Source organism: Pseudoalteromonas lipolytica (assembly GCF_001306915.1).
Classification (GTDB): domain Bacteria; phylum Pseudomonadota; class Gammaproteobacteria; order Enterobacterales; family Alteromonadaceae; genus Pseudoalteromonas; species Pseudoalteromonas simplex.
Map to the genome: position 1 here is coordinate 12,943 of NZ_LJTC01000010.1, position 23,135 is coordinate 36,077.

The window sequence follows — 23,135 nt, forward strand, 5'->3', positions numbered from 1 at the left end:
GCTGTTTGTTGATGATGTAAATGTGTCTTTAGTGTTAATTAGAAAAACTCAAGACAATCAAGTGGCTATAATAGTTTATAACCACTTGATAAAGTGCAATGTCTAATTACTGTGCGTTATTTATTAACCAATTAGACAGTAAACGTACGCCATAGCCTGTACCGCCTTCAGCTAGTTCATCTTTTGCTTTAGAGTTTAGCGCGTTACCTGCAATATCAATGTGAACCCAACGTGTGTCACCGGCAAAGTTTTGTAAGAAACTCGCTGCTGTAGTAGCACCTGGGCCATGTGAACCGATGTTTTTAAGATCAGCAATGTCTGACTTTAATGCATCTTCATAACCTAGAGGTAAACGCCATAGGTTTTCATTTACTTGCTTACCCGCAACAGTTAGTTGCTCAACAAGAGTATCATCATCAGAGAAAACCGCCGCGTATTCATTACCTACAGCACGAATTTTAGACCCGGTTAGGGTCGCAACATCTACCATAATACTTGGTTTGTATTTGTCACGGGCATACCACATTGCATCACTCAGTACTAAGCGACCTTCAGCATCTGTATTAACAATTTCAACACTTAAACCTTCGGCTGTTCTTACAACATCGCCAGGCGCAACAGCAAATTGCGATACCATATTGGCAGCCATGCCCATTACAGCAACAACGTTTGTGTCGGCTTTAGCAAGTGCCATTGCTTTAACAGTACCCAGTACTGCAGCTGCCCCTGCCATGTCTGATTTCATGCGGGCAATTGACGCGCCTGTTTTAAGGCTGTAGCCACCTGAATCAAAGGTAATACCTTTACCCACTAACGCGATAGGGGTGTTTTTATTACCTTGATAATGAGCAACCACTAAACGTGCACCTTCTTCGCTACCACGACCAACTGCTTCAAGTGCACCCATGCCTAGCTTTTTAATTTGCTTAGGTTCTAAAACTGTAATTTTAACACCTAACTTTTTAAGCTCTTTTGCCGCTTTAGCAAAATCAACCGGTGTCATTTCTGTTGCAACTTCAGAGGTTAAGTCACGTGCTAAAAATACACCTTGTTCAATGCTTTGTAGTAATTTATGGGTTTTGACCGCTTGGTCTAAATTTTCAACATCTAATGTGTAGTTAACAACGTGGCTGTCTTGTTCTTTTTTGTATTGCTCAAAACGGTGGTCACGTAAATTTGCGCCATGTGCAAATTCTGCTGCATATTTAGCATTGATTGCGCTGTCTTTAAGCTCTGAAAAATCAAGGCTAACATTTGCTTGTTTAGCCGACTGCAATTTAGCGTGAACGTTACCACCTAGTTTTGCCATTTTTGCTGCATCTAGTTTTGGCTGCTCTCCTAAGCCAACAAGTAAGATGCGTTGATGGTCGCTACCGTTTGGTGCGATAACTTCTAACGTTTTTCCATAACCTGCTTTAAAGTCGCTAAATTCAATGACTTTATTTAGGTGAGTTTGGGTTTCTGGCTTTAAATAATTAAAATTAGCAACTTGGCTATCTGTATCTAAAAATAAAACTAGTGTGTTGTCGTTCGGTTTAATTGATTTTGCAAAAGTGAACTCTGCGGCATTCACTTGCGTAGCAAGTGTTAATCCTAATGCAATAGCAGATAAGCTGTGTGCAATTTTCATTTTTTAATATCCCAATGTTAAAAAGCTGTGTTTTACCGTAAATAAGGTTAAGAGTTAAATTGTTAGCGGTGAATCGCTGTTTGCATGCGTTTAAGTTGAAATTATTAATACCTATACGCGGTCTGTCTTAAATACAGGCTTTTAAGAGGAAATTAGTATGACAATTAAGTCGATGTTACTGACACTATTCACTTGCAGTGCCATTTTTACCACCAGCCCAATTAAAGCTGAAACAATGCCAGATAACGCAACAGGGCATATTGAAACCATTGTGCTAGGTTCAGGTTGTTTTTGGGGAGCAGAAAAACGTTACGAAGCACTTGATGGCGTGTTGGATGCGGTATCTGGCTATGCCGATGGGCATGGTTTTAAAGCGACCTACAAGAACATAACACGTAGCTCGCGACGCTTTGATAAAAACAATTATGCAGAAGTTGTTAAAGTGACATACAACAGCAACGAGTTAACAACACAATCACTGTTAATGCATTATTTTGAAAATCATGATCCAACCCAGCTAAATCGCCAAGGTAATGATATTGGCACTCAATACCGCTCAACAATTTTGGTAAGTAATAATGAGCAACTCGAGGTTGCTAATACACTTAAAGATGAATACCAAAGTAAATTAACCGCAGCAGGCTACGGCAAGATTGTGACTGTGATAAAACCGCTTGACGCATTTTATTCTGCAGAGGATTATCACCAAGATTATTTAAAGAAAAACCCGAATGGCTATTGCCCTGATCATTCAACGGGCGTTGTATTCACACCAGTCGAAAAACAGCAGGTTGATAACACAGCCTTATTGGCAGGTAAGCAAATTGTAGTGATAGATGCTAAAGGTTATTGCCCATACTGTGAAAAGTTTAAAAAAGAGGTCGCTAATGAGTACATGGGGACAATTCCTATGACTTTCCGACATGCTGATCAACTTGATGGTTTAACGATTAAAACGCCGACTTGGGCAACACCCACGTTATTATTTATAGAAAATGGCGAAGAGGTTTATGGTCGCCAAGGCTATGTCAGTAAAGGTGAGTTTTACAAAGCCTTAGGCGCATTTAAACTAGGTGACAGTGAAGCCTTTAGAGTTGCATTTCATGCCAGAACTGACAGCCCATTTTGTAAGCAGTACGATATCTTTAAAAATACACCCGACGGTATTTTTATTGATAAGCTAAGTGGAGCGCCGCTTTTTGATACCCGAGATAGATTTAACTCAGGCACTGGCTGGCTTTCATTTACACATCCAGTTAAAGACAGTGTAACTATGCATGAAGACAACAGTTATGGCATGCAGCGTATTGAGCTTAAATCAAAAAGCTCTGGTATTCATTTAGGTCATTTGTTCCCTGGTGAAGGGCCAAGAGGTAAAGACAGGTACTGCATTAATGCAACAGTGCTTGATTTTGTGCCAAGAGATGAAACTTAATAAGTTAGAACTTATTTATAGCCAGCTTTCAGAGCTGGCTTTTATATTAAAAGCTACCTCATACAATTCTTTATTAACATAAAGTTTATATTTCAATTAATAACAATAAAATATTATTTTAAATATAGATTTCAATCATACCTTCTTATTTTTATAAGCTATTGACTAGTTAATTTAAACCATAAATTACCAGTTATATGAAAAGTCTGATCGTACCTTATATAAAAACAGTTTAGAATGCGGTATGAATACAATAGTTCATTTCATGGAGGGTAAATGAATAAACAGCAATTAAATGATATTTCGTTACAAAAAATTTGGATTGGTGAGCTTAAGGATATTGATTTTTTAGTTTACGGACACGAATTCACAGTATTTAACGACGTAGAGCACTTTTTTTCCGGTTTTGAAGCTCAATCTCATTTTCCACTTATTGTTTTTGCTGACAACATTGTAAACCAAGGCGAAGCGCTCAAGAAAATCCGTAAGCACGAACTGTTATGGCAAAGCTGTATTTTGGTAAATACGCCTTGTTATTTATCAGAAGCTCTTGCAAATGGTCTTTTTAATAAACAAAGTGATGATTTTTATAACTCCGTAATGACGCGCGCAACTAGTTTAAATCTAAGTCTTAATTTAGTCGACTCAGCTTTAACTAAGCTTTTGTCTTTTATGTGGATTTATAAAGATAATAGCTTGTTACCTGTTCATGATTTAAGCATTAATAGTGTTTATTATTATCCGCTTTTAGAGTGTTTCGGGGTTAACACTAAAGATGCGATGTCATGGTTGTCGAGTATCCATAGAAGAAAACTCTTACAGACAGATAAGTTAATCGACCGTGTTCGCTACTGTAGACACTGCCAATCAGGGCACTTAAATTATGTTGATTCATGCCCAAGTTGTCAAAGTATTGATATTGCTAACGTATCTAGTTTGCACTGTTTTAACTGTGGTCATGTAAATGGCGAATCTAAATTTAAAGAGGGTATCGGGCTAAGCTGCCCTAATTGCCATACAAAATTGAGACACATTGGCGTTGACTATGATCGCCCAATAGAAAATCAGAAATGTAACCAATGCCATACTAGCTTTGTAGATGCTGACGTTATTGCTAAATGCTTCCACTGTCAGACCAGTAATCAAGTTGATGAGTTAATAGTACAGAACATTCATAGTTACAACATATCAATGGAAGGTAAAAGTTTAATTAGACTTGGTGAGCGTTTTGACAATTTTAATTTAACCAGCACTGACTCTATTAACTATTCACATTTCGAATGGGTGGTTAAGTGGCAAAACCAACTTGCCGTAAGGCACCAGCAAACACACTCAATAGTTAAGATAGAGTTAAAAAACCTCGCGCAATTTATTGCAGAAAATGGTGAAGCACGTGCTATTCAATTAATAGACGAATTTGAGAGCAGAATTAACGAGAGTATCAGGACCACGGATATTTGCTGTTTAGCAGGAGAGCATACATTACTTTTAATGTTACCTAATACAACAATTGAACATTTATCCTTTGTTTATCAAAAATTAAAAGGGATTTCTTTACTCAATAAAAATAGCGATTTCTCACTTTCGATTAAAGGCATTCCACTTCCATCAAAAGAAATGCCAGATGAAATAGGTGTTTGGCTTGAGCAACAATTTGCAGCTCAGCAGGAGAGTGTTTTATGAGTACACTAAGCACCTTAATACATATTACTGAACAAATTATGTTTTATGTACAAAGTAATATATTAGTTCTAGTAAAATTTATTCCTTTATACCTTATCTATGAGTTGCCGCTATTTTTAATAATCACGTTTGGCATAATTAAATGGACTAGAGAAAAGACACGTATAAACAATACCAAATTATTTTATTTACCAAAAGTTAGCTGTGTTATTACTTGTTATGCAGAAGGGGATGCAGTTAAAGAAACCATTCAGTCACTCGTTGAACAAACTTACCCAGGTAAAATTGAAATTATTGCTGTAATAGATGGTGCTGTTCAAAATAACCACACTTACCATGTAGCTAAAGAATGTAAGCAGTTATTTAAACGCAAAAATCGTGAGATTGTTTTATTGCCAAAATGGCAGCGGGGAGGGCGAGTTTCAACTTTAAACGCAGGCTTATCCTATGCTAAAGGTGAAATTATCGTCAATGTTGATGCGGATACTTCATTTGACAATGATATGATGGCAAATTTAGTCAGGTTATTTGAAGACCCTAATGTACCTGCTGTGGGAGGTGCTTTAAGAGTTCGTAATGTAAATAAAACTTTATGGACTAGGATGCAAGCAATCGAATACTTAATATCGATGCAGGGTGGTAAAACTGGCTTAGCTCAATGTAATTTAATTAACAACATTTCAGGTGCATTTGGTGCATTTAGACGTGATTTCTTAAAACAAATAGGAGGTTGGGATACTCATACTGCAGAAGACTTAGATCTAACAGTTCGTATCAAACAGTATTTTAAACGCTACCCTAATTTAAAAATACCTTACGCGACTGCGTCGATTGCACATACAGACGCACCTCAATCATTTAAAGAGCTAGTCTTGCAAAGATTACGTTGGGACGGGGACTTGCTGTTTTTATATTTGCGTAAACATTGGCCAGCTTTTTCACCTAAGCTTTTAGGTTGGAAGAATTTTTTGTTTACACTTTTTTATGGTTACTTGCAAAACGTTATGTTGCCATTTGTCATTTTTGTGTATTTTGTTGGGGTTGCTATTATTTATCCTTGGCAATTCTCACTAGCATTAATATTCGTCATTTATGCCTTATACCTTCTAACTATCGGCTATTTTTATTTGTTAGTTTTAGTTAGTGTTTCAGAAAGGCCTAAGCAAGATTTTACACTATTCCTCTGGTTACCTCTCTATCCCATCTATGCATTTATAATGCGCCTAGTATGTTGCTTTGCGCTGGTTAATGAAGTATTTCGGCGGTCGCATGAAGAGTCTAGTATGGCACCTTGGTGGGTGCTTAAACGTGGTCAAAAATTTTAGATTAAGGGAATAATATGAAATTGCATTTTAATAGCACTGCAAAGGTCAACAATCCGAACGAAGAAAAAGGAATTAAAGTTCCATATGCTGGAGCAAAAAGAACATCACATAAATTACGCTGGTACTTTTTAATTCTGATTGCATTGAGCCCTATTTGTATTGTCGCATGGATTTATTTAGTGCCACAACTTAAGGTTGAAGCTGTTGGTATCATTACGACTGAACCGCTTCTGATTAAAGCTCCAAGTAAAGGAACTATTGAATTTGTTGACGTTAACCTTGGTGATTCTGTGATGAAAGATGAAATATTGCTCACATTATATAACCCTGAATTGACAGGGCAGTATCAAGAAGTTGACCGACAAATATTAAATCTAACTCAACAACAGATACCATTTAGCAAAACAATTATGACGCAGCTAGAACAAAGAAAGCGAGTCGCAAAAGAAGGCGTTGAAAGGCAGCAAGAATTGCTTAATACGTATAAAGATTATAAAAGCCGCGGAATAGTCCCCGTTTCTGATTTAGCAAGCGCAATAGCTGCTTTTAACAGTGCTCAATTAAGTTACGAACAGACAAAAGTTGATATCTTGCGTGAGAAAGAGCGGCAAGAAATGGAACGCTTGTATGGATTAAAGGGGCAACGCTATCAAGATCTTTCAATTGAATTTGCAAAGTTGTCTGCACTGCAACAAAACCTTGTTGTTAAAACTCCGTTTTCGGGAAATATTAACGATATCTTTGTGCAAGATGGTCAGTTTGTAGATCAAAACTCACCATTATTTTCAGTAGATACCGGCAGAGAACTAAGAGTTCATGCTTATCTTGCACCAAAATTTTTGGAGTATTCAAAAATAGGCCAAAAAGCGACTGTAAAACTTCCAAATGGTAAAAAATTTGATGCTGTAATTAATGAATATACAGAGCTTACAAGTAAGATACCCCCGCAGCTTTCAGGTCCATTCGAAGGCGAAAAAGCCGCTTTAAAACTTATTTTGCAAGTAGATATTCCAGCAGAATACCATATAGAAGGATTACCTGTAGAAATTCAATTTGATCGCATCACAATGAAGGGGATGTCAGATTTATTTGCCAAACATTAAATAAAAAAAGCCCGGTCAGAACACACAAGAACCGGGCTTTCGACAACAATTTGGTTGGGGGGAACTGTTACAGCGCTAGGTTTTGTTTTGCGCGACTTAAGTTGTGATTAACAAGTTCATTTTTTGAAATTTGCACCGCTTCATAAAAGTCAGAAAGTGCAGCAGTATCTTTTTCAGACATGATGCGGGCAACACCACGGTTACTAAGTGCAAACGAAGTTAATTCGCGGCGTTTGTAACCAGGTACCTTACTTGTACTTAGAAGAGAAATTGCTTGTGTACACAGGCTTTCCGCTTCTGAAAAATTCTTTTCTTTAACGCTTAATGCACAGCGGTTGAAGGCAGTTTCGTATTGGCTAGTTGCATTATCGTTCGTTTGAGCTTGCTCAATAACCATCAGTTTATAATCAGCTTGTTTGGCTACTGCCATCGCTGAGCAAGTTAATAAAGAGCTAAGTGCAATAGTGGTTACAAGTGTTTTTAACATGATAGTTTTCCTCTGAATAAGTTGGTGTTTCTTACCAACGAGTGAACTTTAAAATATTCCCATAAGCTAAACAAACGATTAAATTAAAACTGATAGATGAAGAAATTTAATCTATAGAGTAATTACTCAGGATTCGAAATTTTACTGTGATGTAGAGGAGGTGAAGTTGTTTTATTCCTGTATTGAAAGTTACAAATTAGCTGAGTTGAGTGCTGATAAATTTAATGCTGTCTCTTATATAGAAATGTTATTTGGGTCCGTAAATTGTGGTTTTAAAATATATTTAGGTCAAAGGGGCACAGTCTTAATATTTGGACATTAGCAATTGGTTAGTAACTTTGTTAAAACTAAACATCTTTAATAACAAGAGTTTATTGTGGTACGCAGACTAGCAATAAATTCATAATTATCATGATAAACCGTAAGAAGGAATACTGGTGCAAGGATATAGAATTAGCACAAATAAAACTGATCTCGATTTTGAAGTAATTTACGGTTTTATTTCAAAAAGCTACTGGGCGTCCGGAATACCAAAGCAGACGCTAGAAACGGCCATTTCAAACTCTTTTTGTTTTGGAGTCTATGACAGCTATGATTCTCAAGTAGGTTTTGCCCGCCTTATAATAGATAAAGCAACATTTGCTTATCTTTCCGATGTATTCATAGTAGAAAGCCATCGAGGTAAAGGTTTGAGCAAGTGGCTTGTTGAGAGCATAGTATCTCACCCCGAGCTTCAAGGTTTGAGACGTATGGTATTGGCAACAAAAGATGCGCATGGTTTGTACGCGCAATATGGTTTTCAACCAATTGAAAATCCAGAGATGTTTATGCAAATTTGGAATCCAAATGTTTATCATGAGCTAGAGAAATAACAACAATTTAAAGGTTACATGGAACCAACTACTTTTATTTTGTAGTGAACTTGCGTTTGATTGCAGTGTTATCTTATACAGGCATTAGCAAATTTAAGGACAGAATTATGAAAACAGGACTCTTATCAATCGGGTTTTTAATTATATCAAATGTAAGCTTTGCTGACTGTAAAGTTGAGCTTGAAGAAAGGTTAAAAGACGATTTGAGCCTAACATACCAACAATTTGATCAGACGTACGATGCCGGTTTTAGATTGTTAGAAAAATCAGGTTGCCATGCTGAAGCTGCCATTCTGATAAAAAGTTATATCTCTCATAATAATTCAAATGAAAGCTCATTAACTTGGCATTTAGCTCAAATGGAAGGGTTAGCGGGTGACTATCAACAAGCGGTTTTTCACGCTAAAAAAGTATTGCATCCCGATGAAAAGCTAAGTGGTTCAAAAATGTATTGGAATGACTTTGTACTAGGAAACATCGCTTTTTGGAATAAAGACAAAGCAAAACTAAAACAACACATAGCAAATATTGAAAAGGGGCAAAGCTTTAAACCTAACCAGATAAATCTGAACTACTTGAATCAGTTACTCAAACATTTTGATTTAAGTTACAAACAGGCATTGTCTGAGTAACCAACCACTTAGACATGAATTATCGAATCTTCAACATATTCGACTTTAACCTAACAAATAATTCTGACTATAATTATGCAAATATTCTCTAAATTTCTTCTACTCTCTATCTTCATATTTGGTGTGCTTTCATTTAATGCGCTTGCTAACAAGCAGTCAGATGATTTTGAAGTCATTAATCTCGCTGATGATTTTTATACTTTATATCAGTCAAGCAAGACGTTGACTGCAGAAAATAGAGCAGAGCAGTTTTCTCAACATTTCACCTCTCAATTTGCGCCTTTTTATAGTGATAAAAGCTTTGTTAAAGCTATTGAGGGTTTTAGTGGAATAGAAGAAGTATATTTTTCAAAAAATAGACGTTTATCTAAAGAGTTAAACAGCAGTATGGAATCATTTATTGCTACTTTCCCTGATTTCAAATCTGAAACCCCCATTTACATGCTTCACTCATTAGGAAGGTTCAATGGGGCAACGCGAGAGTTAAATGGTAAGACTTACTTAATGTTTGGTGTAGACCTTATGACCAAGTATCATACCTGGAAAAACGATACGCCATTCTTTCATCACGAGTTATTTCACGTTTATCATGAAAAATTATTTCAATGTAAGGATGAGCTATGGTGCTCTATTTGGACTGAGGGATTAGCTACTTACGTTTCACATAAATTAACTCCGTCAGCCAGTGATGATGAATTGATGCTAAACATACCTAGCAATTTGGTGAAAAAGATTCGAGCAAGGCAGCTCGATTCTTTCGTTGACCTTAAGAAAAAGTTTTACTCAAAAAAAACTGAAATATATTCTTCATTTTTCAACTTCGCAAAGGACGAGACAAAGCTGCCATACCGAAGAGGTTATTACCTAGGTTATATTTTAGCTAAAGAAATTGGCAAGAATTACAGCTTAGAGCAATTGGCTAAAATGGATAAAAAGACAGTAGAGAGCCTATTGCTAAAAGAACTTGATTTATTGATAAAAGCGGAAGACTAAAAAACGAAACACCTAAACGACAAAACCCAGCCGAAGCTGGGTTTTGTGACAACACAATTTTGTGAAAACTTATAATGCTAAGTTCTTTTTCGCACGCGTTAAGTTGTGCTCTACTAGCTCGTTACCTGAAATTTGTACTGCTTCGTAAAAGTCAGACAATGCAGCAGTGTCGTTTTCAGACATGATTCGAGCTACACCGCGGTTGCTTAATGCAAATGAGGTTAATTCACGACGTTTATAAGCAGGTACCTTGCTCTTGCTTAGTAAGCTGATTGCTTTAGAGCAAAGTGTTTCAGCTTCTTTAAAATTCTTTGCTTGAACACTTAATGCGCATTGGTTAAATGCTAGTTCGTATTGGCGATTTGTTTCTACTGTTGCTTGTGTAGATTGATCAATAACCATTAATTTGTAGTCACTTTGATCAGCCACTGCCATAGCTGAACAAGTTAATAATGAGCTAACTGCAACGCGTTTCATAAGTGTACTAAACATAATCATTTCCTCTATTTGAGTCGGTATCAATCGCCGACAAATGAACTTTAATTGAACACTGCAAATTCAACAAACGATAAAAAATGACCTAATAGATGAAGAAATTTAACCTATAGACTTTAGTCTAATGTAATGAGTTAGTCTTATAGCTATCAGCTATCAGCTATCAGCTATCAGCTATCAGCTATCAGCTGTCAGCTGTCTGATCTGTGATCTGACCCCGATAAAGTAGACACAGGGTTTAAATAGGTAATGTTTACGATAAAGAACAATATAGGAGTAGAGTACGCAAAACAAACAAATTGTTGTTAATTAAAAATAAAATCGGTACTTTATGATGGTATGTATAGTTGATGACTTAATTTATTCAGAATAAGCGTATAACCATGAAACTGATATTTGCGTTGTTACTTTTAGGGCCTGTTATTGCCAATGCAGCTGAAGATAAAGTCGCTGTTTATCTTAATTTTGAGCAGGCTTATTTGAGCAATGATGTATCTTTGTTTACGCCATTATTAAGTAAAAACTATACGATTAGACAAACAGTGCATATTCCAGGCATAGGGTCAGATACTGTGCCTGTTACTAAAGCTCAGTTACTTGAAGGCATGAAGCAAAATCCTAAGCCTAGTTCATTACCGCGCTCAAAAGCTGAATCAGTTAAAATAGAAACAATTTCAAAACAGCATTTCTGTGCACGTTCACAAACTCTAGATCAAGTCGTCGTGGTAGGTAAAAACTACGAAGAGAAGGAACTAAGAAAAGCGTGTTTTAAACACGAAAATAACAGCTATGAAGCTATATCACATACCATTGATGTGTATTATCGAGAGCTTTGATAGAGAAAGTTAACATTCTGAAGTTTCCGTGTATCAAATAAACGTACTAACTGATATTAATTACGGACAAACCCTATAAATGAGATAAGGAAATAAATATGAAAAAACAGTTAGGTTTAGTAGCAGGCGTATTTTTAGCATCAACAAGTTGTTTCGCAGCTGATAGTTTTCAAGTTGAAACATCTGTTTATAAAGCGAATGAGCTACTAGCATCGCCAGTAATGCTGGTGGAAGAAAAACAACCTGCGACCATCTCTATAGGTGAGGGGTTTAGTTATGAAGTTAAAGTTACACCACAACAAAATAATACGGCAGCTGTAGAAACATCAATCACACTCGCTGGCAGCTATTTTACACCTTCTTTTGTTGTGGAATATGGTAAACAAGCGTCTTTCGAAATTGGTGAAAACAAAGTGAGTATTTTAGTAACCAAGTCGAAAAGTTAAATTAGCAATATAAGACCCTCAACAAAATTGAGGGTCTTTAATCTATTATTTTAGATGTTTGAAAGTATCAAGCATCCATTTTATAAATAGCTCTAATTGTGCATTAGTTTCACTAGGATCGTGTTGAACTAAGTAATATTTATCTTTCGTTTTTAATGGCATATCGGTGAAATTAAATAACCATTGCTCATCAAACCAAGTCTGACTGATAGGCAAGGGGATTAGGGCAATACCCATACCCTGTTGCGCGGCACGTGCCACACCAAACATACTATCAACCTGAATAATTTGTTTTGGTGCAAAGTCATCAATACCAGCATGCTCTGCCCATTGGTGCCAAGCCCAAGGACGCGCTTTATGAAGTATAAGAGGAACTTCATTTAAAGCCTGAAACGGGTTTTCTTGCCATGCTTGCCAGTTTTCTTTATTGCAAGCTGGTGTATACGATAGCGAAAATAGCTCATGTACAACGCCTTCGTGCGGTTTAGATGAAGACAATACAATCGACAAATCGCTTTGCTTAGTCAGCTCTTTACGCGTTTTTAAGGTATTAAGCTGTAAGTTTGTATTTGGGTGCTCACTGGTCCATTCGCTCAGTTTTGGCATTAAAAGCTCACTGGCAAAAAACTCAGGTAACGTAATACTGATCGTAACGTTCTCTTGTAACTGACTAAACTCATTAATGGTTTTTTCTAGCGCTTTAATAAGCGGTGATACAGAGTCATAAAAATTCTTACCAGCCGCTGTTAGGCGAATTGAACGGGTTTGACGTTCAAATAGTTCAATACCCAATTGTTCTTCTAATTGTTTGATCTGATGGCTTACGGCAGACGGTGTAAGGTAAAGCTGGTTTGCTGCATCTTTAAAGCTAAGGGTACGTGCAGCAAAACAAAATGAGCGTAGGCCACGAATAGGTGTTTGCATAGTTAATTTCAGTAAGTCTCAATAGCGCTTGTTAGTTAATTAACTGCTAAGCAATTATTATCCCAAAATGTAAAAAAATAGAGAGTAAAGAATGAATATAGCTAACTCTTGCCATATTGTATAAAAAACAGCCTTTAATCGCTCGTTTAATCTATGTTTAGGCAAATGTTTAGTAAAAAAGTGATCTTAGCAGTTTTAGCTATTTCGTCATAGTCTCAGTATTAGATACTGCCAATTCACTAAAGCAGGGCATTTTATACTATTTATGTGACAAAATGGTGCGGCGAAACGTGAACGCTAGATAAAAAAAATCCCTCTTGCGAGGGATTTTGGGTAACTCAGCGCCATTGGCACTGGGAATGAGGTCGGTACATGGGATGTGAGTGGTTTAAAAAACCATCTCTGGAACATCACCTTCAACAAGCAATTTGCCTGCCGTTTTGCTAATAATTTCATCTACCGACACGCCTGGAGCGCGTTCGATTAGATGAAATGCGCCGTCTTTAACTTCTAATACGGCTAAATCAGTTACGATTTTCTTTACACAGTTAACCCCAGTTAGCGGTAAAGTGCAACTTTCTAATAACTTAGAGTCGCCATGCTTGCTTGCATGAGTCATCGTAACAATAATATTCTTCGCGCCAGCAACGAGGTCCATCGCGCCACCCATGCCTTTAATTAGCTTTTTTGGGATCATCCACGATGCGATGTTACCGTTCTGGTCAACTTCAAATGCACCTAATACTGTTAAGTCTACATGACCACCCCGTATCATGGCAAAACTATCTGCACTATTAAATATTGCTGCACCTGTGGCTGCTGTCACGGTTTCTTTACCCGCGTTGATCATATCTGCATCAACTTGGTCTTTAGTTGGGTACGCACCCATACCTAATAAGCCATTTTCCGACTGCAGCATAACTTCGATACCGTCAGGTACATAGTTAGCAACCAGAGTAGGGATACCAATACCTAGGTTTACGTAATAGCCATCTTGTAGTTCTTGTGCAACACGCATTGCAACTTGTTCACGTGATAATGCCATTTTATTGCTCCTTAATCGCGAGTTGTTACACGTTCAATGCGTTTTTCAAAGTCGCCTTTGATCACGCGATTAACATAAATACCTGGGGTATGAATTTGGCTTGGCTCAAGTTCACCTGGCTCAACAATCTCTTCAACTTCAGCAACGGTAATTTTACCTGCTGTCGCGGCCATCGGGTTGAAGTTCATAGCTGTGTGGCGAAATACAAGATTACCGTAGCGGTCGGCTTTCCATGCTTTAACAATGGCAAACTCACCTGTAATTGACTCTTCTAAGATATATGGGCGACCATCAAATTCTTTAACTTCTTTGCCTTCGGCTACAGGCGTGCCGTAACCTGTAGCTGTATAGAACGCAGGAATACCAGCACCACCGGCGCGCATCTTCTCAGCGAGTGTACCTTGTGGTGTTAAAACAACATCAATTTCACCATCGAGTAGTTGTTTTTCGAAAAGCGCATTTTCACCCACATAAGAAGCGATGATTTTTTTAATTTGCTTGTCGTGAAGTAAAACACCTAAACCAAAATCGTCGACACCGCAGTTATTCGAAACAACAGTTAGATTTTTAGTCTGTTTACGCTTAATTTCACTGATAAGTCCCTCAGGAATACCACACAAGCCAAAGCCACCAGCGATAATTGTATCGCCATCTTTTAAACCTTCCATTGCAGCTTCATAACTTGAAACCACTTTATCGAAACCGGCCATGAGCCTACTCCTTAATTATTCTGAGTGTTCTTTAGAGCAAGTGATACCTTGCTGACAGGTTGTTTATTTAGTGCACTGCAAATAGCCCAACCAGCTTTCGCCAGTCTTTCTAAATCAATTCCATGCTCTATGCCAAGTCCTTGCAGTAAGTAAACTACATCTTCAGTGGCAACATTTCCTGACGCGCCTTTGGCATAAGGGCAGCCACCAAGGCCTGCAACAGCACTGTCAACCGTTGCTATACCGCGGCTTAGGGCGGTGTAAATATTTGTGAGCGCTTGTCCGTAGGTGTCGTGAAAATGTACAGCGAGTTTTGATTTATCAATATGTTGCAAGAGTAAATCTAATAACTCATCGACTTTTTTCGCCGTACCTACACCAATGGTGTCGCCAAGGCTAATTTCGTAACAACCAAGCTCGAGTAATCGCTCTGATACTTTTAATACATCATTGTAGTCGACATCACCTTGATATGGACAACCCATGACACAGCTAACATAACCTCTAACACGAATGTTATTCGCTTTGGCAAAATCCATTACATCTTTAAAGCGGTCAATACTTTCATCAATAGAGCAGTTAATGTTCTTTTGACAAAACGCTTCACTTGCCGCTGTAAAGATTGCAAATTCTTGTATGCCGACTTGTTTTGCCGCCTCTGCACCGCGTAAATTCGGGGTGAGGGCACTTAAGTTAACATTAGGCAAATTTAACGCGCTAATTACATCGCCTGAGTCAGCCATTTGTGGCACCCATTTAGGTGACACAAAGGCGCCTGCTTCAATATCTTTAAGCCCAGCGTCTGCAAGGGCGTTGATAAGAGCGACTTTATCTTGAGTGCTAACGGCAGCTTCATTTTGCAAACCGTCTCTGGCGCCAACTTCTACAATGCGAACAAAATCAGGAAACTGTGCCATTACGCCTCCGGCTCTTCAACAATCGCAAGCATATCACCATGACTCACCAGTTCACCTTCAGCAAAGCAATAGCTGGTTAATACACCATCATGTGGGGCATTAAGCGTGTATTCCATTTTCATCGCTTCGATGATGACAACCGCATCACCTTTAGCGACAGTACTACCCACCTCAACTAAATGTTTAACAACAGTACCATTGAGTGGTGCAGCGAGTGGCAATGCATCACTTTCGTGTTCACTAATATAGTGTTTATCAATCAGTTCTAGCACCGTTTGCTGTGCTTTGTACATCACTGTAATGTAAGAGTCTGATTGATTAATATGAGCTACAACTTTTTCGCCATTAATGACTAGGTTCGTAAGGCCATTTTCAACCTTGCCCGAGGTTGTATAGTCAACCCCATCTAAGCTAATTTTAAAGCCATCTGAGGTCTTAACCGCATGAACGTTTAAATCTACAAACGGAATTGTTGTTTTAGCATCACTGTTTAGCATAAAGCCTGTTAATTGTTGCCATGGGCTGCTGCTTTCACCTTTTAGTTGATGTGCATACGCATAGGCTGCCACAACGGTCGCAATAACAGACTGTTGCTCGTTTTTAGCAACAAGGCGCTCACCTTGGTCTTCAATAAAGTGCGTATCGGGTGCACCTGCTTGAAAAGTAGGGTGTTTAGCAAGATTATGTAAGAAATTAACGTTACAGCTAAAACCTGCAAGGTGGAATTGCTCTAGTGCTTTTGATAAACGCCCAAGCGCTGCCTCACGGTTATCATCATGAACAATTAATTTAGCAATCATAGGATCGTAGAACGGGCTAATTTCATCACCCGCTGCAATCCCTGTATCTATACGTACAAATTCAGATTCGTTCGGTGTGAATAGGGCGTCAATGTGGCCAGAACACGGAATAAAGTCATTACTTGGATCTTCTGCATAAATACGCGCTTCAAAGCTGTGACCTTGTAGCTGAATATCTGCTTGGCTAAGTGGTAATGCTTCACCTGCCGCAATATTGATTTGCCAATTCACCAAATCAACACCGGTTACCATTTCTGTTACTGGGTGCTCTACTTGTAAACGGGTGTTCATTTCCATGAAGAAGAATTCATCACCGCATAATAAAAACTCAACCGTACCTGCACCGCGATAGTTAATCGCTTGGGCACAGCGTACCGCAGCTTCACCCATTTCTTTACGAAGTGCATCAGATAAACCCGGAGCAGGGGCTTCTTCAATTACTTTTTGGTGACGACGCTGTAAAGAGCAGTCACGGTCACCTAAGTACACACAGTTACCATGGCTATCGGCAAAAACTTGTACTTCAACATGGCGCGGTTTGGTGACATAGCGCTCTAACAGTACTAAATCGTTACCAAAGCCGGCTTTTGCTTCACGTTTTGCGCCTTCAAGTGCACCGATAAAGTCTTTTGCGTGTTCAACAACTCGCATGCCTTTACCACCGCCACCAAAGGCCGCTTTAATCAGTACTGGATAACCAATTTTTTCAGCTTCAGCTTGTAGGAAATCTGTATCTTGATTGTCACCATAGTAGCCTGGCACTAATGGTACATTTGCTTGGTGCATAATTTCTTTAGCGCGGGTTTTTGAACCCATGGCTTCAATGCTGGATGCTGGCGGGCCAATAAAGGCGATATCATTTTTCTCACACGCGAGTGCAAAGTCAAAGTTTTCAGATAAAAAACCATAACCCGGGTGAATACAATCAACACCTGCTTGTTTAGCTACATCGATTATTTTGTCTGCTACTAAGTACGAATCTTTACTTGGCGCAGGGCCAATGTGATACGCCTCATCAGCAAGCTTTACGTGCTGAGCATGTTTATCAGCATCTGAGTACACTGCAACCGTAGTTAAGCCCATTTGCTTTGCTGTACGCATAACTCGGCAGGCAATTTCACCACGGTTGGCAACGAGAATTTTTTTCAATGATTTTGTTGTCATAATGGTTCCTATTTCTGCCAGTTAGGGGCACGTTTTTCAAAAAATGCTGTCAGGCCTTCTTGGCCTTCTTCAGATACACGAATGCGTGCAATGCGTTCTGCGGTTAACTCAATCAGTGCATCATCTATTACGTTGCCAGCGACATCATTGATTAGCTGTTTTGCTGCTTTAACAGCAATAGGACCATTGTTGACAAGGTTTTGTAAGTGTTTATCGAGCGCTGTTTGTAAATCGCCGGTGATCTGGTGAATTAAACCCAGTTGCTTGGCTGTATGCGCGTCAAAAATCTCTGCCGTTAAAAAATAACGACGTGCAGCGCGCTCACCAATAGCTTTAATGACATAAGGGCTGATAACTGCAGGAATAAGACCAAGCTTTACTTCACTTAAGCAAAATTGCGCATCGTCTTGGCAAATCGCGATATCACAACACGCAATCAAGCCTAAGGCACCGCCAAATGCAGCACCTTGTACGGCACAAATTGTTGGATGTGGGCTGGTAGCAAGGACTTTCATAAGCTTTGCTAGCTGCATAGAATCCGCTAAGTTTTCTGCAAAGTCATTGCCAGCCATCGACTTCATCCAGTTTAAATCAGCGCCAGCAGAGAAGTGCTTACCTTCGGTTTTTAAAACCAGTGCGCGCACATCACAACTGTTTGCGTGTTCAATTAAACGGATCAGCTCACTGATGACTTCTTCGTTAAATGCATTGTGTTTTTCAGGGCGACTTAGTACCAGTACAGCCACATTTGATTTTGTTATTTCGAGTGTTACTGACATAAGGCCTCCATTACATTCTAAATACGCCGAACTGCGAATCGCGCTCTGGTGCATTTTTAGCTGCACTTAAGGCAAGCCCTAATACATTGCGAGTATCAGCAGGATCGATAATGCCATCATCCCAAAGGCGGGCACTGGCGTAATATGGATGACCTTGTTTTTCGTATTGCTCGATAATTGGCTTTTTAAACTCACTGACTTGCTCATCAGTCATGCTTTCGCCTTTTCGGGCTAAACCATCTTGTTTAATTTGTGCAAGAACGCCTGCTGCTTGTTCACCACCCATTACAGAGATACGAGCATTTGGCCACATCCACATCATGGTAGGCTCAAACGCGCGGCCACACATACCGTAGTTACCTGCACCATATGAGCCACCAATTAACACGGTGAATTTAGGTACATCAGCACATGACACTGCGGTTACCATTTTCGCACCATGTTTGGCGATGCCTTCGGCTTCGTATTTTTTACCAACCATAAAGCCAGTAATGTTTTGTAAAAACACCAAAGGAATTTTGCGCTGTGCACATAGCTGTATAAAGTGCGCGCCTTTTTGCGCTGATTCACTAAATAAAATGCCGTTGTTGGCAACAATACCGACAGGGTGACCAAAGATTTTTGCAAAGCCGGTTACTAGTGTTTCGCCAAAGTAGCGTTTAAATTCATCAAATGATGAATCATCAACAACACGGGCAATTACTTCGCGTACATCAAATGGCTTTTTAAGGTCGGTACCCACAATGCCGTAAATTTCGTTAATGTCGTAACGCGGCGGTTTAACATCATCAAGTAACGGTGCAGTAGGGCGCTGATAATTAATTCGTTCAATACATTGGCGAGCAATCGAAAGTGCATGGGCATCGTTTTCAGCATAGTGGTCAGCAACACCTGATGTTTTACAGTGAACATCAGCACCACCGAGCTCTTCAGCACTTACTTCTTCACCGGTAGCCGCTTTAACCAGTGGCGGACCAGCTAAGAAAATTGTGCCTTGCTCTTTTACAATAATACTTTCATCAGCCATCGCTGGTACATAAGCACCACCTGCAGTACATAAACCCATAACAACTGCAATTTGCGGAATGCCTTTACCAGACATACGTGCCTGATTATAGAAAATACGGCCAAAGTGTAATTTATCTGGAAATACATCATCTTGTTCAGGCAGGTTTGCACCGCCTGAATCAACTAAATAAATACACGGTAAATGACAACGCTCTGCGATATCTTGGGCACGTAGATGTTTTTTCACTGTTAGTGGAAAGTATGTACCGCCTTTTACGGTTGCATCATTGGCGATGATCATACATTCAACGCCTTTCACACGACCAATACCAGCAACAACACCGGCACAAGGAATCGCTTGTTCATACACGCCAAAGGCAGCAAATTGAGAAATCTCTAAAAATGGCGAGCCTTCATCAAGTAGCGTTTCAATACGGTCACGAACAAACAACTTACCGCGGCCTTGGTGGCGCTCAATTAGTGCAGGGCCACCACCTAAACGGATATCAGCGACTTTTTCACGTAAATCACTTACGAGCGCTGCCATGTTGTCGTGATTTTGCAAAAATTGCGGATCGTGTGGATTTACACTCGATTTTAAAATCGTCATAACAAGGTCCTATCGGCTTTCACTGAATAATTCGCGACCAATTAGCATGCGGCGGATTTCTGAAGTACCTGCGCCAATTTCATATAGTTTTGCATCACGTAACAAGCGACCTGTCGCATATTCGTTGATATAACCATTACCCCCTAAGATTTGGATAGCATCAAGGGCCATTTTAGTCGCCAGCTCTGCGGCATATAAAATCGCACCAGCGGCATCTTTACGCGTTGTTTCGCCGCGATCACATGCACGAGCTACCGTGTAAACGTATGAACGAGCAGCATTCATTTGCGTGTACATATCAGCGATTTTGCCTTGAATAAGTTGGAACTGACCAATAGGGCTATCAAATTGTTTACGCTCATGAATATAAGGAACCACAATGTCCATACATGCTTGCATAATGCCAAGCGGGCCTGCAGCTAAAACAACACGTTCATAATCTAGGCCACTCATAAGTACTTTTACGCCTTCGTTTAAGTTACCTAGAATGTTTTCTGCTGGTACTTCGCAGTTCTCGAACACTAATTCACAGGTGTTAGAGCCACGCATACCAAGTTTGTCTAGCTTTTGCGCAGTAGAGAATCCTGGTGTGTTACGTTCAACGATGAACGCTGTGATCCCTTTAGGGCCGGCATTTAAATCTGTTTTTGCATAGATAACAAAGGTATCGGCATCTGGACCATTAGTGATCCACATCTTGTTACCGTTAAGTACAAACACATCGCCTTTTTTCTCGGCTTTTAATTTCATTGATACAACATCAGAACCCGCATTTGGCTCACTCATCGCAAGGGCACCAATGTGCTCACCACTGATAAGCTTAGGCAGGTATTTTTCTTTTTGAGCCTGTGACCCATTACGGTTAATTTGGTTAACACATAGATTTGAATGAGCACCATAACTTAAACCAATCGATGCGCTTGCACGGCTAATTTCTTCCATTGCAATAACATGCTCAAGGTAACCAAGGCCCGCACCGCCAAATTCTTCAGGTACTGTCATACCTAATAATCCCATTTCGCCAAGCTGTGGCCAAAGTTGATTAGGGAAGGCATTGTCTACGTCTGTTTGTTCTGCAAGTGGGGCAATTTCTTGGCTCGCAAAGCTATTAACGTGATCGCGGATCATGTCTGCTGTTTCGCCAAGTCCGAAGTTCATTTCTTTGTATAGTGAAATAGTGCTCATAATGTGTGTTCCTGTGAGAGTCTGTTGACGAGATTGTTGTCAGGTTATTCGTCTAAATTATTAAGGGTTTCACGACAGCGGCGTTCTGCTGTAACCAATTCCATCAGTACAACTTTAATGTCGTCCATCTGTTGGCTTAGGTCTGCTTTTTTCTCTGCGATAAGGTCAAGCATAGTCACTAGCTGTTTAGCACTTGATTTATCTGCATCGTAAAGTTCAAACAAACGGCCCGTTTCGGCCAAGGTAAAACCTAAGCGTTTACCGCGTAGAATAAGTTTTAGTCTTACTTTGTCACGTTTTGAATAAATACGGGTTTGACCATTGCGATCAGGTGAGATCAGGCCTTGGTCTTCATAAAAGCGGATAGAGCGGGTGGTAATATCAAATTCTTTTGCTAGTTCGCTGATACTAAACGTTTGCTCATTGCTAGCAGGTTCAACTGCTGCGCTTTCAAAGTTTGTTTGATTGTCTTGTTTCATGATTTATTTACCTCATTCGAATAACACCAATATAAGTGAAGTTTACGTAAAGGTAAAGGGTGATTTGGGAGTTATACTTTAGACTTATAAAGATAACTGGTTGGATTTGTTGGAAAGCTTTATTTATCTAGCCTTGTAAGCAGATGTTCGATTTTTCATACAACAAAATACAGATAAGTTTACAGTTTTACCAGCCGCAGAAATGTTGATTTTAGATTTACGTTGGCGTAAACGTAAATATTATGTATGCTGAATTAAATCGAAATTAAACTATAACAAATTAACTGTTTGGTTACACATGATTTGAACACATGATGATAACCACTTACATGGAGCCAATTATGACTACTGAAGCCGTTGTTATTGTTGCCGCAAAACGTACCCCTATGGGTGGTTTTATGGGCGCACTAAGTGGTGCACACGCAACTGATTTAGGTGCTACAGCTATTAAAAGTAGCTTAGAGCAAGCCGGTTTATCTGCCGATAAGATTGACGAAGTGATCATGGGCTGTGTATTACCAGCTGGTCTTGGTCAAGCACCTGCTCGCCAAGCAATGTTAAAAGCAGGCCTTAATCAAGGTACTGGCGCAACAACAATCAACAAAGTATGTGGCTCTGGCTTAAAGGCTGCAATGTTTGCCCATGACTTAATTAAATCAGGCTCTATCAACTCAGCGGTTGCTGGTGGCATGGAAAGCATGAGTAATGCCCCTTATATGTTACCAAATGCACGTTCAGGTATGCGTATGGGTCATGGTGAAGTAAAAGATCACATGATGTGTGATGGCCTTGAAGATGCTTACGACAATAAAGCAATGGGTTGTTTTGCACAAGACACTGCTGATCAGTATTCAATTGGTCGTGAACAAATGGATAACTTTGCGCTTAGCTCACTAACTAAAGCGAATAGTGCGATTGAAACCGGCGCATTTGCAAACGAGATTGCCGCGCACACTATTTCTACACGCAAAGGTGATGTGACCGTTGCGATTGATGAGCAACCAGGCAATGCACGTCCTGATAAAATCCCGGGTTTACGTCCTGCATTCAAAAAAGACGGTACGATTACAGCTGCAAACTCGTCATCAATTTCTGATGGTGCAGCAGCGCTTGTGTTAATGCGTGAATCAGATGCTAAAGCACAAGGTTTAACACCACTGTGTCGTATTGTTGCTCACAGCACACATTCTCAAGCCCCAAGCGAATTTACTTTAGCACCTGTTGGCGCAATGCAATCGCTTTTAGAAAAAGCCGGTTGGTCTGTTAATGATGTTGATTTATGGGAAATCAACGAAGCGTTTGCCATGGTGACTATGCTTGCAATTAACGAGTTAAAACTTGATGAAAGCAAAGTAAACGTAAACGGCGGTGCCTGTGCACTTGGTCACCCTATTGGTGCAAGCGGCGCGCGTATCTTAGTTACCTTAATTCATGCATTAAAGAATCGAGGTCTTAGCAAAGGTGTTGCCTCACTGTGTATCGGTGGTGGTGAAGCTGTTGCTATGGCAGTTGAAGCTATTTAATCGCTTTAGAATTTTAATCTCTCACAGCCGCAACGTATTTTAAAAACTATCATG

Annotated in this window: 22 protein-coding genes; 10 read left to right on the forward strand and 12 right to left on the reverse strand. The window is 39.4% G+C overall.

Features of this window, described 5'->3' with window-relative positions; all coding sequences use genetic code 11:
* Positions 1-106: 106 nt before the first annotated feature.
* Positions 107-1,630, reverse strand: a complete 1,524-nt coding sequence (locus AOG27_RS14820; RefSeq protein WP_054553783.1) for a leucyl aminopeptidase — start codon at positions 1,628-1,630, stop codon at positions 107-109.
* Between the two features lie 157 nt (positions 1,631-1,787).
* Here AOG27_RS14820 and msrA point away from each other — a divergent pair, with 157 nt between their 5' ends.
* The 4 genes from msrA to AOG27_RS14840 all read left to right on the forward strand — a co-directional run bounded on the left by msrA (position 1,788) and on the right by AOG27_RS14840 (position 7,176).
* Positions 1,788-3,065: a peptide-methionine (S)-S-oxide reductase MsrA gene (msrA, locus tag AOG27_RS14825; RefSeq protein WP_054553784.1), complete on the forward strand. Its 1,278-nt coding sequence runs from the start codon at positions 1,788-1,790 to the stop codon at positions 3,063-3,065.
* A gap of 276 nt (positions 3,066-3,341) precedes the next feature.
* Entirely contained in the window at positions 3,342-4,748 is a 1,407-nt protein-coding gene (locus AOG27_RS14830; protein ID WP_054553785.1) for a hypothetical protein, read from the forward strand.
* Positions 4,745-6,073, forward strand: coding sequence for a glycosyltransferase family 2 protein (locus tag AOG27_RS14835; RefSeq protein WP_054553786.1), 1,329 nt, complete (start codon positions 4,745-4,747; stop codon positions 6,071-6,073). Before AOG27_RS14830 ends, AOG27_RS14835 begins: the two co-directional genes overlap by 4 nt.
* Before the next feature lie 14 nt (positions 6,074-6,087).
* Positions 6,088-7,176 carry an HlyD family secretion protein gene (locus AOG27_RS14840; RefSeq protein ID WP_054553787.1) on the forward strand — a complete coding sequence of 363 codons (1,089 nt, stop codon included), beginning with the start codon at positions 6,088-6,090 and terminating at the stop codon, positions 7,174-7,176.
* A 67-nt stretch (positions 7,177-7,243) separates the two neighbouring features.
* Here the strand turns inward: AOG27_RS14840 and AOG27_RS14845 are convergent, their stop codons facing one another.
* Positions 7,244-7,663: a hypothetical protein gene (locus tag AOG27_RS14845; protein WP_054553788.1), complete on the reverse strand. Its 420-nt coding sequence runs from the start codon at positions 7,661-7,663 to the stop codon at positions 7,244-7,246.
* Positions 7,664-8,100: 437 nt separating this feature from the next.
* Here AOG27_RS14845 and AOG27_RS14850 point away from each other — a divergent pair, with 437 nt between their 5' ends.
* From AOG27_RS14850 to AOG27_RS14860, 3 genes are all read left to right on the forward strand, one after another.
* On the forward strand, positions 8,101-8,535 hold the full coding sequence (locus tag AOG27_RS14850; protein ID WP_054553789.1) for a GNAT family N-acetyltransferase: 435 nt from the start codon (positions 8,101-8,103) through the stop codon (positions 8,533-8,535).
* 50 nt (positions 8,536-8,585) lie between these two features.
* Positions 8,586-9,167, forward strand: coding sequence for a hypothetical protein (locus AOG27_RS14855; protein ID WP_152967156.1), 582 nt, complete (start codon positions 8,586-8,588; stop codon positions 9,165-9,167).
* A gap of 75 nt (positions 9,168-9,242) precedes the next feature.
* Positions 9,243-10,160, forward strand: a complete 918-nt coding sequence (locus AOG27_RS14860) for a DUF5700 domain-containing putative Zn-dependent protease (RefSeq protein WP_054553791.1) — start codon at positions 9,243-9,245, stop codon at positions 10,158-10,160.
* Between the two features lie 69 nt (positions 10,161-10,229).
* Here AOG27_RS14860 and AOG27_RS14865 read toward each other — a convergent pair whose 3' ends face one another.
* Positions 10,230-10,652, reverse strand: a complete 423-nt coding sequence (locus AOG27_RS14865) for a hypothetical protein (RefSeq protein WP_054553792.1) — start codon at positions 10,650-10,652, stop codon at positions 10,230-10,232.
* 386 nt (positions 10,653-11,038) lie between these two features.
* On the opposite strand from AOG27_RS14865, the gene AOG27_RS14870 reads away from it, so the two are divergent.
* Complete coding sequence (locus AOG27_RS14870; protein WP_054553793.1) at positions 11,039-11,491, forward strand: hypothetical protein; 453 nt, start codon at positions 11,039-11,041, stop codon at positions 11,489-11,491.
* A 98-nt stretch (positions 11,492-11,589) separates the two neighbouring features.
* On the forward strand, positions 11,590-11,937 hold the full coding sequence (locus tag AOG27_RS14875) for a hypothetical protein (RefSeq protein ID WP_054553794.1): 348 nt from the start codon (positions 11,590-11,592) through the stop codon (positions 11,935-11,937).
* 45 nt (positions 11,938-11,982) lie between these two features.
* Here AOG27_RS14875 and AOG27_RS14880 read toward each other — a convergent pair whose 3' ends face one another.
* From AOG27_RS14880 to AOG27_RS14920, 9 genes are all read right to left on the reverse strand, one after another.
* Positions 11,983-12,861 carry a LysR family transcriptional regulator gene (locus AOG27_RS14880; protein WP_054553795.1) on the reverse strand — a complete coding sequence of 293 codons (879 nt, stop codon included), beginning with the start codon at positions 12,859-12,861 and terminating at the stop codon, positions 11,983-11,985.
* 388 nt (positions 12,862-13,249) lie between these two features.
* Entirely contained in the window at positions 13,250-13,906 is a 657-nt protein-coding gene (locus AOG27_RS14885) for a 3-oxoacid CoA-transferase subunit B (protein ID WP_054553796.1), read from the reverse strand.
* A gap of 11 nt (positions 13,907-13,917) precedes the next feature.
* Positions 13,918-14,616 (reverse strand): CoA transferase subunit A, encoded by a 699-nt coding sequence (locus AOG27_RS14890; protein ID WP_054553797.1) that lies wholly within the window; start codon positions 14,614-14,616, stop codon positions 13,918-13,920.
* Between the two features lie 11 nt (positions 14,617-14,627).
* On the reverse strand, positions 14,628-15,533 hold the full coding sequence (locus tag AOG27_RS14895) for a hydroxymethylglutaryl-CoA lyase (protein WP_054553798.1): 906 nt from the start codon (positions 15,531-15,533) through the stop codon (positions 14,628-14,630).
* Positions 15,533-17,497: an acetyl/propionyl/methylcrotonyl-CoA carboxylase subunit alpha gene (locus AOG27_RS14900; RefSeq protein ID WP_054553799.1), complete on the reverse strand. Its 1,965-nt coding sequence runs from the start codon at positions 17,495-17,497 to the stop codon at positions 15,533-15,535. Before AOG27_RS14900 ends, AOG27_RS14895 begins: the two co-directional genes overlap by 1 nt.
* 8 nt (positions 17,498-17,505) lie before the next feature.
* The gene (locus tag AOG27_RS14905) at positions 17,506-18,276 is read right to left on the reverse strand and encodes an enoyl-CoA hydratase/isomerase family protein (protein WP_054553800.1); all 771 of its coding nucleotides are present in this window, start codon (positions 18,274-18,276) and stop codon (positions 17,506-17,508) included.
* A gap of 10 nt (positions 18,277-18,286) precedes the next feature.
* Positions 18,287-19,894, reverse strand: coding sequence for a carboxyl transferase domain-containing protein (locus AOG27_RS14910; RefSeq protein WP_054553801.1), 1,608 nt, complete (start codon positions 19,892-19,894; stop codon positions 18,287-18,289).
* Between the two features lie 9 nt (positions 19,895-19,903).
* Positions 19,904-21,079 (reverse strand): isovaleryl-CoA dehydrogenase, encoded by a 1,176-nt coding sequence (locus tag AOG27_RS14915; protein WP_054553802.1) that lies wholly within the window; start codon positions 21,077-21,079, stop codon positions 19,904-19,906.
* A 44-nt stretch (positions 21,080-21,123) separates the two neighbouring features.
* Positions 21,124-21,558 carry a MerR family transcriptional regulator gene (locus AOG27_RS14920; protein ID WP_054553803.1) on the reverse strand — a complete coding sequence of 145 codons (435 nt, stop codon included), beginning with the start codon at positions 21,556-21,558 and terminating at the stop codon, positions 21,124-21,126.
* A 341-nt stretch (positions 21,559-21,899) separates the two neighbouring features.
* On the opposite strand from AOG27_RS14920, the gene AOG27_RS14925 reads away from it, so the two are divergent.
* The gene (locus AOG27_RS14925) at positions 21,900-23,081 is read left to right on the forward strand and encodes a thiolase family protein (protein WP_054553804.1); all 1,182 of its coding nucleotides are present in this window, start codon (positions 21,900-21,902) and stop codon (positions 23,079-23,081) included.
* Positions 23,082-23,135: the final 54 nt, after the last annotated feature.

Coding starts and splice junctions, on each gene's coding strand:
- AOG27_RS14840 (WP_054553787.1), top strand. CDS start 6,088: ATGAAATTGCATTTTAATAGCACTGCAAAGGTCAACAATCCGAACGAA.
- AOG27_RS14835 (WP_054553786.1), top strand. CDS start 4,745: ATGAGTACACTAAGCACCTTAATACATATTACTGAACAAATTATGTTT.
- AOG27_RS14870 (WP_054553793.1), top strand. CDS start 11,039: ATGAAACTGATATTTGCGTTGTTACTTTTAGGGCCTGTTATTGCCAAT.
- AOG27_RS14925 (WP_054553804.1), top strand. CDS start 21,900: ATGACTACTGAAGCCGTTGTTATTGTTGCCGCAAAACGTACCCCTATG.
- AOG27_RS14865 (WP_054553792.1), bottom strand. CDS start 10,652: ATGTTTAGTACACTTATGAAACGCGTTGCAGTTAGCTCATTATTAACT.
- AOG27_RS14885 (WP_054553796.1), bottom strand. CDS start 13,906: ATGGCATTATCACGTGAACAAGTTGCAATGCGTGTTGCACAAGAACTA.
- AOG27_RS14900 (WP_054553799.1), bottom strand. CDS start 17,497: ATGACAACAAAATCATTGAAAAAAATTCTCGTTGCCAACCGTGGTGAA.
- AOG27_RS14915 (WP_054553802.1), bottom strand. CDS start 21,079: ATGAGCACTATTTCACTATACAAAGAAATGAACTTCGGACTTGGCGAA.
- AOG27_RS14920 (WP_054553803.1), bottom strand. CDS start 21,558: ATGAAACAAGACAATCAAACAAACTTTGAAAGCGCAGCAGTTGAACCT.
- AOG27_RS14910 (WP_054553801.1), bottom strand. CDS start 19,894: ATGACGATTTTAAAATCGAGTGTAAATCCACACGATCCGCAATTTTTG.
- AOG27_RS14845 (WP_054553788.1), bottom strand. CDS start 7,663: ATGTTAAAAACACTTGTAACCACTATTGCACTTAGCTCTTTATTAACT.
- AOG27_RS14820 (WP_054553783.1), bottom strand. CDS start 1,630: ATGAAAATTGCACACAGCTTATCTGCTATTGCATTAGGATTAACACTT.
- AOG27_RS14830 (WP_054553785.1), top strand. CDS start 3,342: ATGAATAAACAGCAATTAAATGATATTTCGTTACAAAAAATTTGGATT.
- AOG27_RS14875 (WP_054553794.1), top strand. CDS start 11,590: ATGAAAAAACAGTTAGGTTTAGTAGCAGGCGTATTTTTAGCATCAACA.
- AOG27_RS14880 (WP_054553795.1), bottom strand. CDS start 12,861: ATGCAAACACCTATTCGTGGCCTACGCTCATTTTGTTTTGCTGCACGT.
- msrA (WP_054553784.1), top strand. CDS start 1,788: ATGACAATTAAGTCGATGTTACTGACACTATTCACTTGCAGTGCCATT.
- AOG27_RS14890 (WP_054553797.1), bottom strand. CDS start 14,616: ATGGCCGGTTTCGATAAAGTGGTTTCAAGTTATGAAGCTGCAATGGAA.
- AOG27_RS14905 (WP_054553800.1), bottom strand. CDS start 18,276: ATGTCAGTAACACTCGAAATAACAAAATCAAATGTGGCTGTACTGGTA.
- AOG27_RS14895 (WP_054553798.1), bottom strand. CDS start 15,533: ATGGCACAGTTTCCTGATTTTGTTCGCATTGTAGAAGTTGGCGCCAGA.
- AOG27_RS14860 (WP_054553791.1), top strand. CDS start 9,243: ATGCAAATATTCTCTAAATTTCTTCTACTCTCTATCTTCATATTTGGT.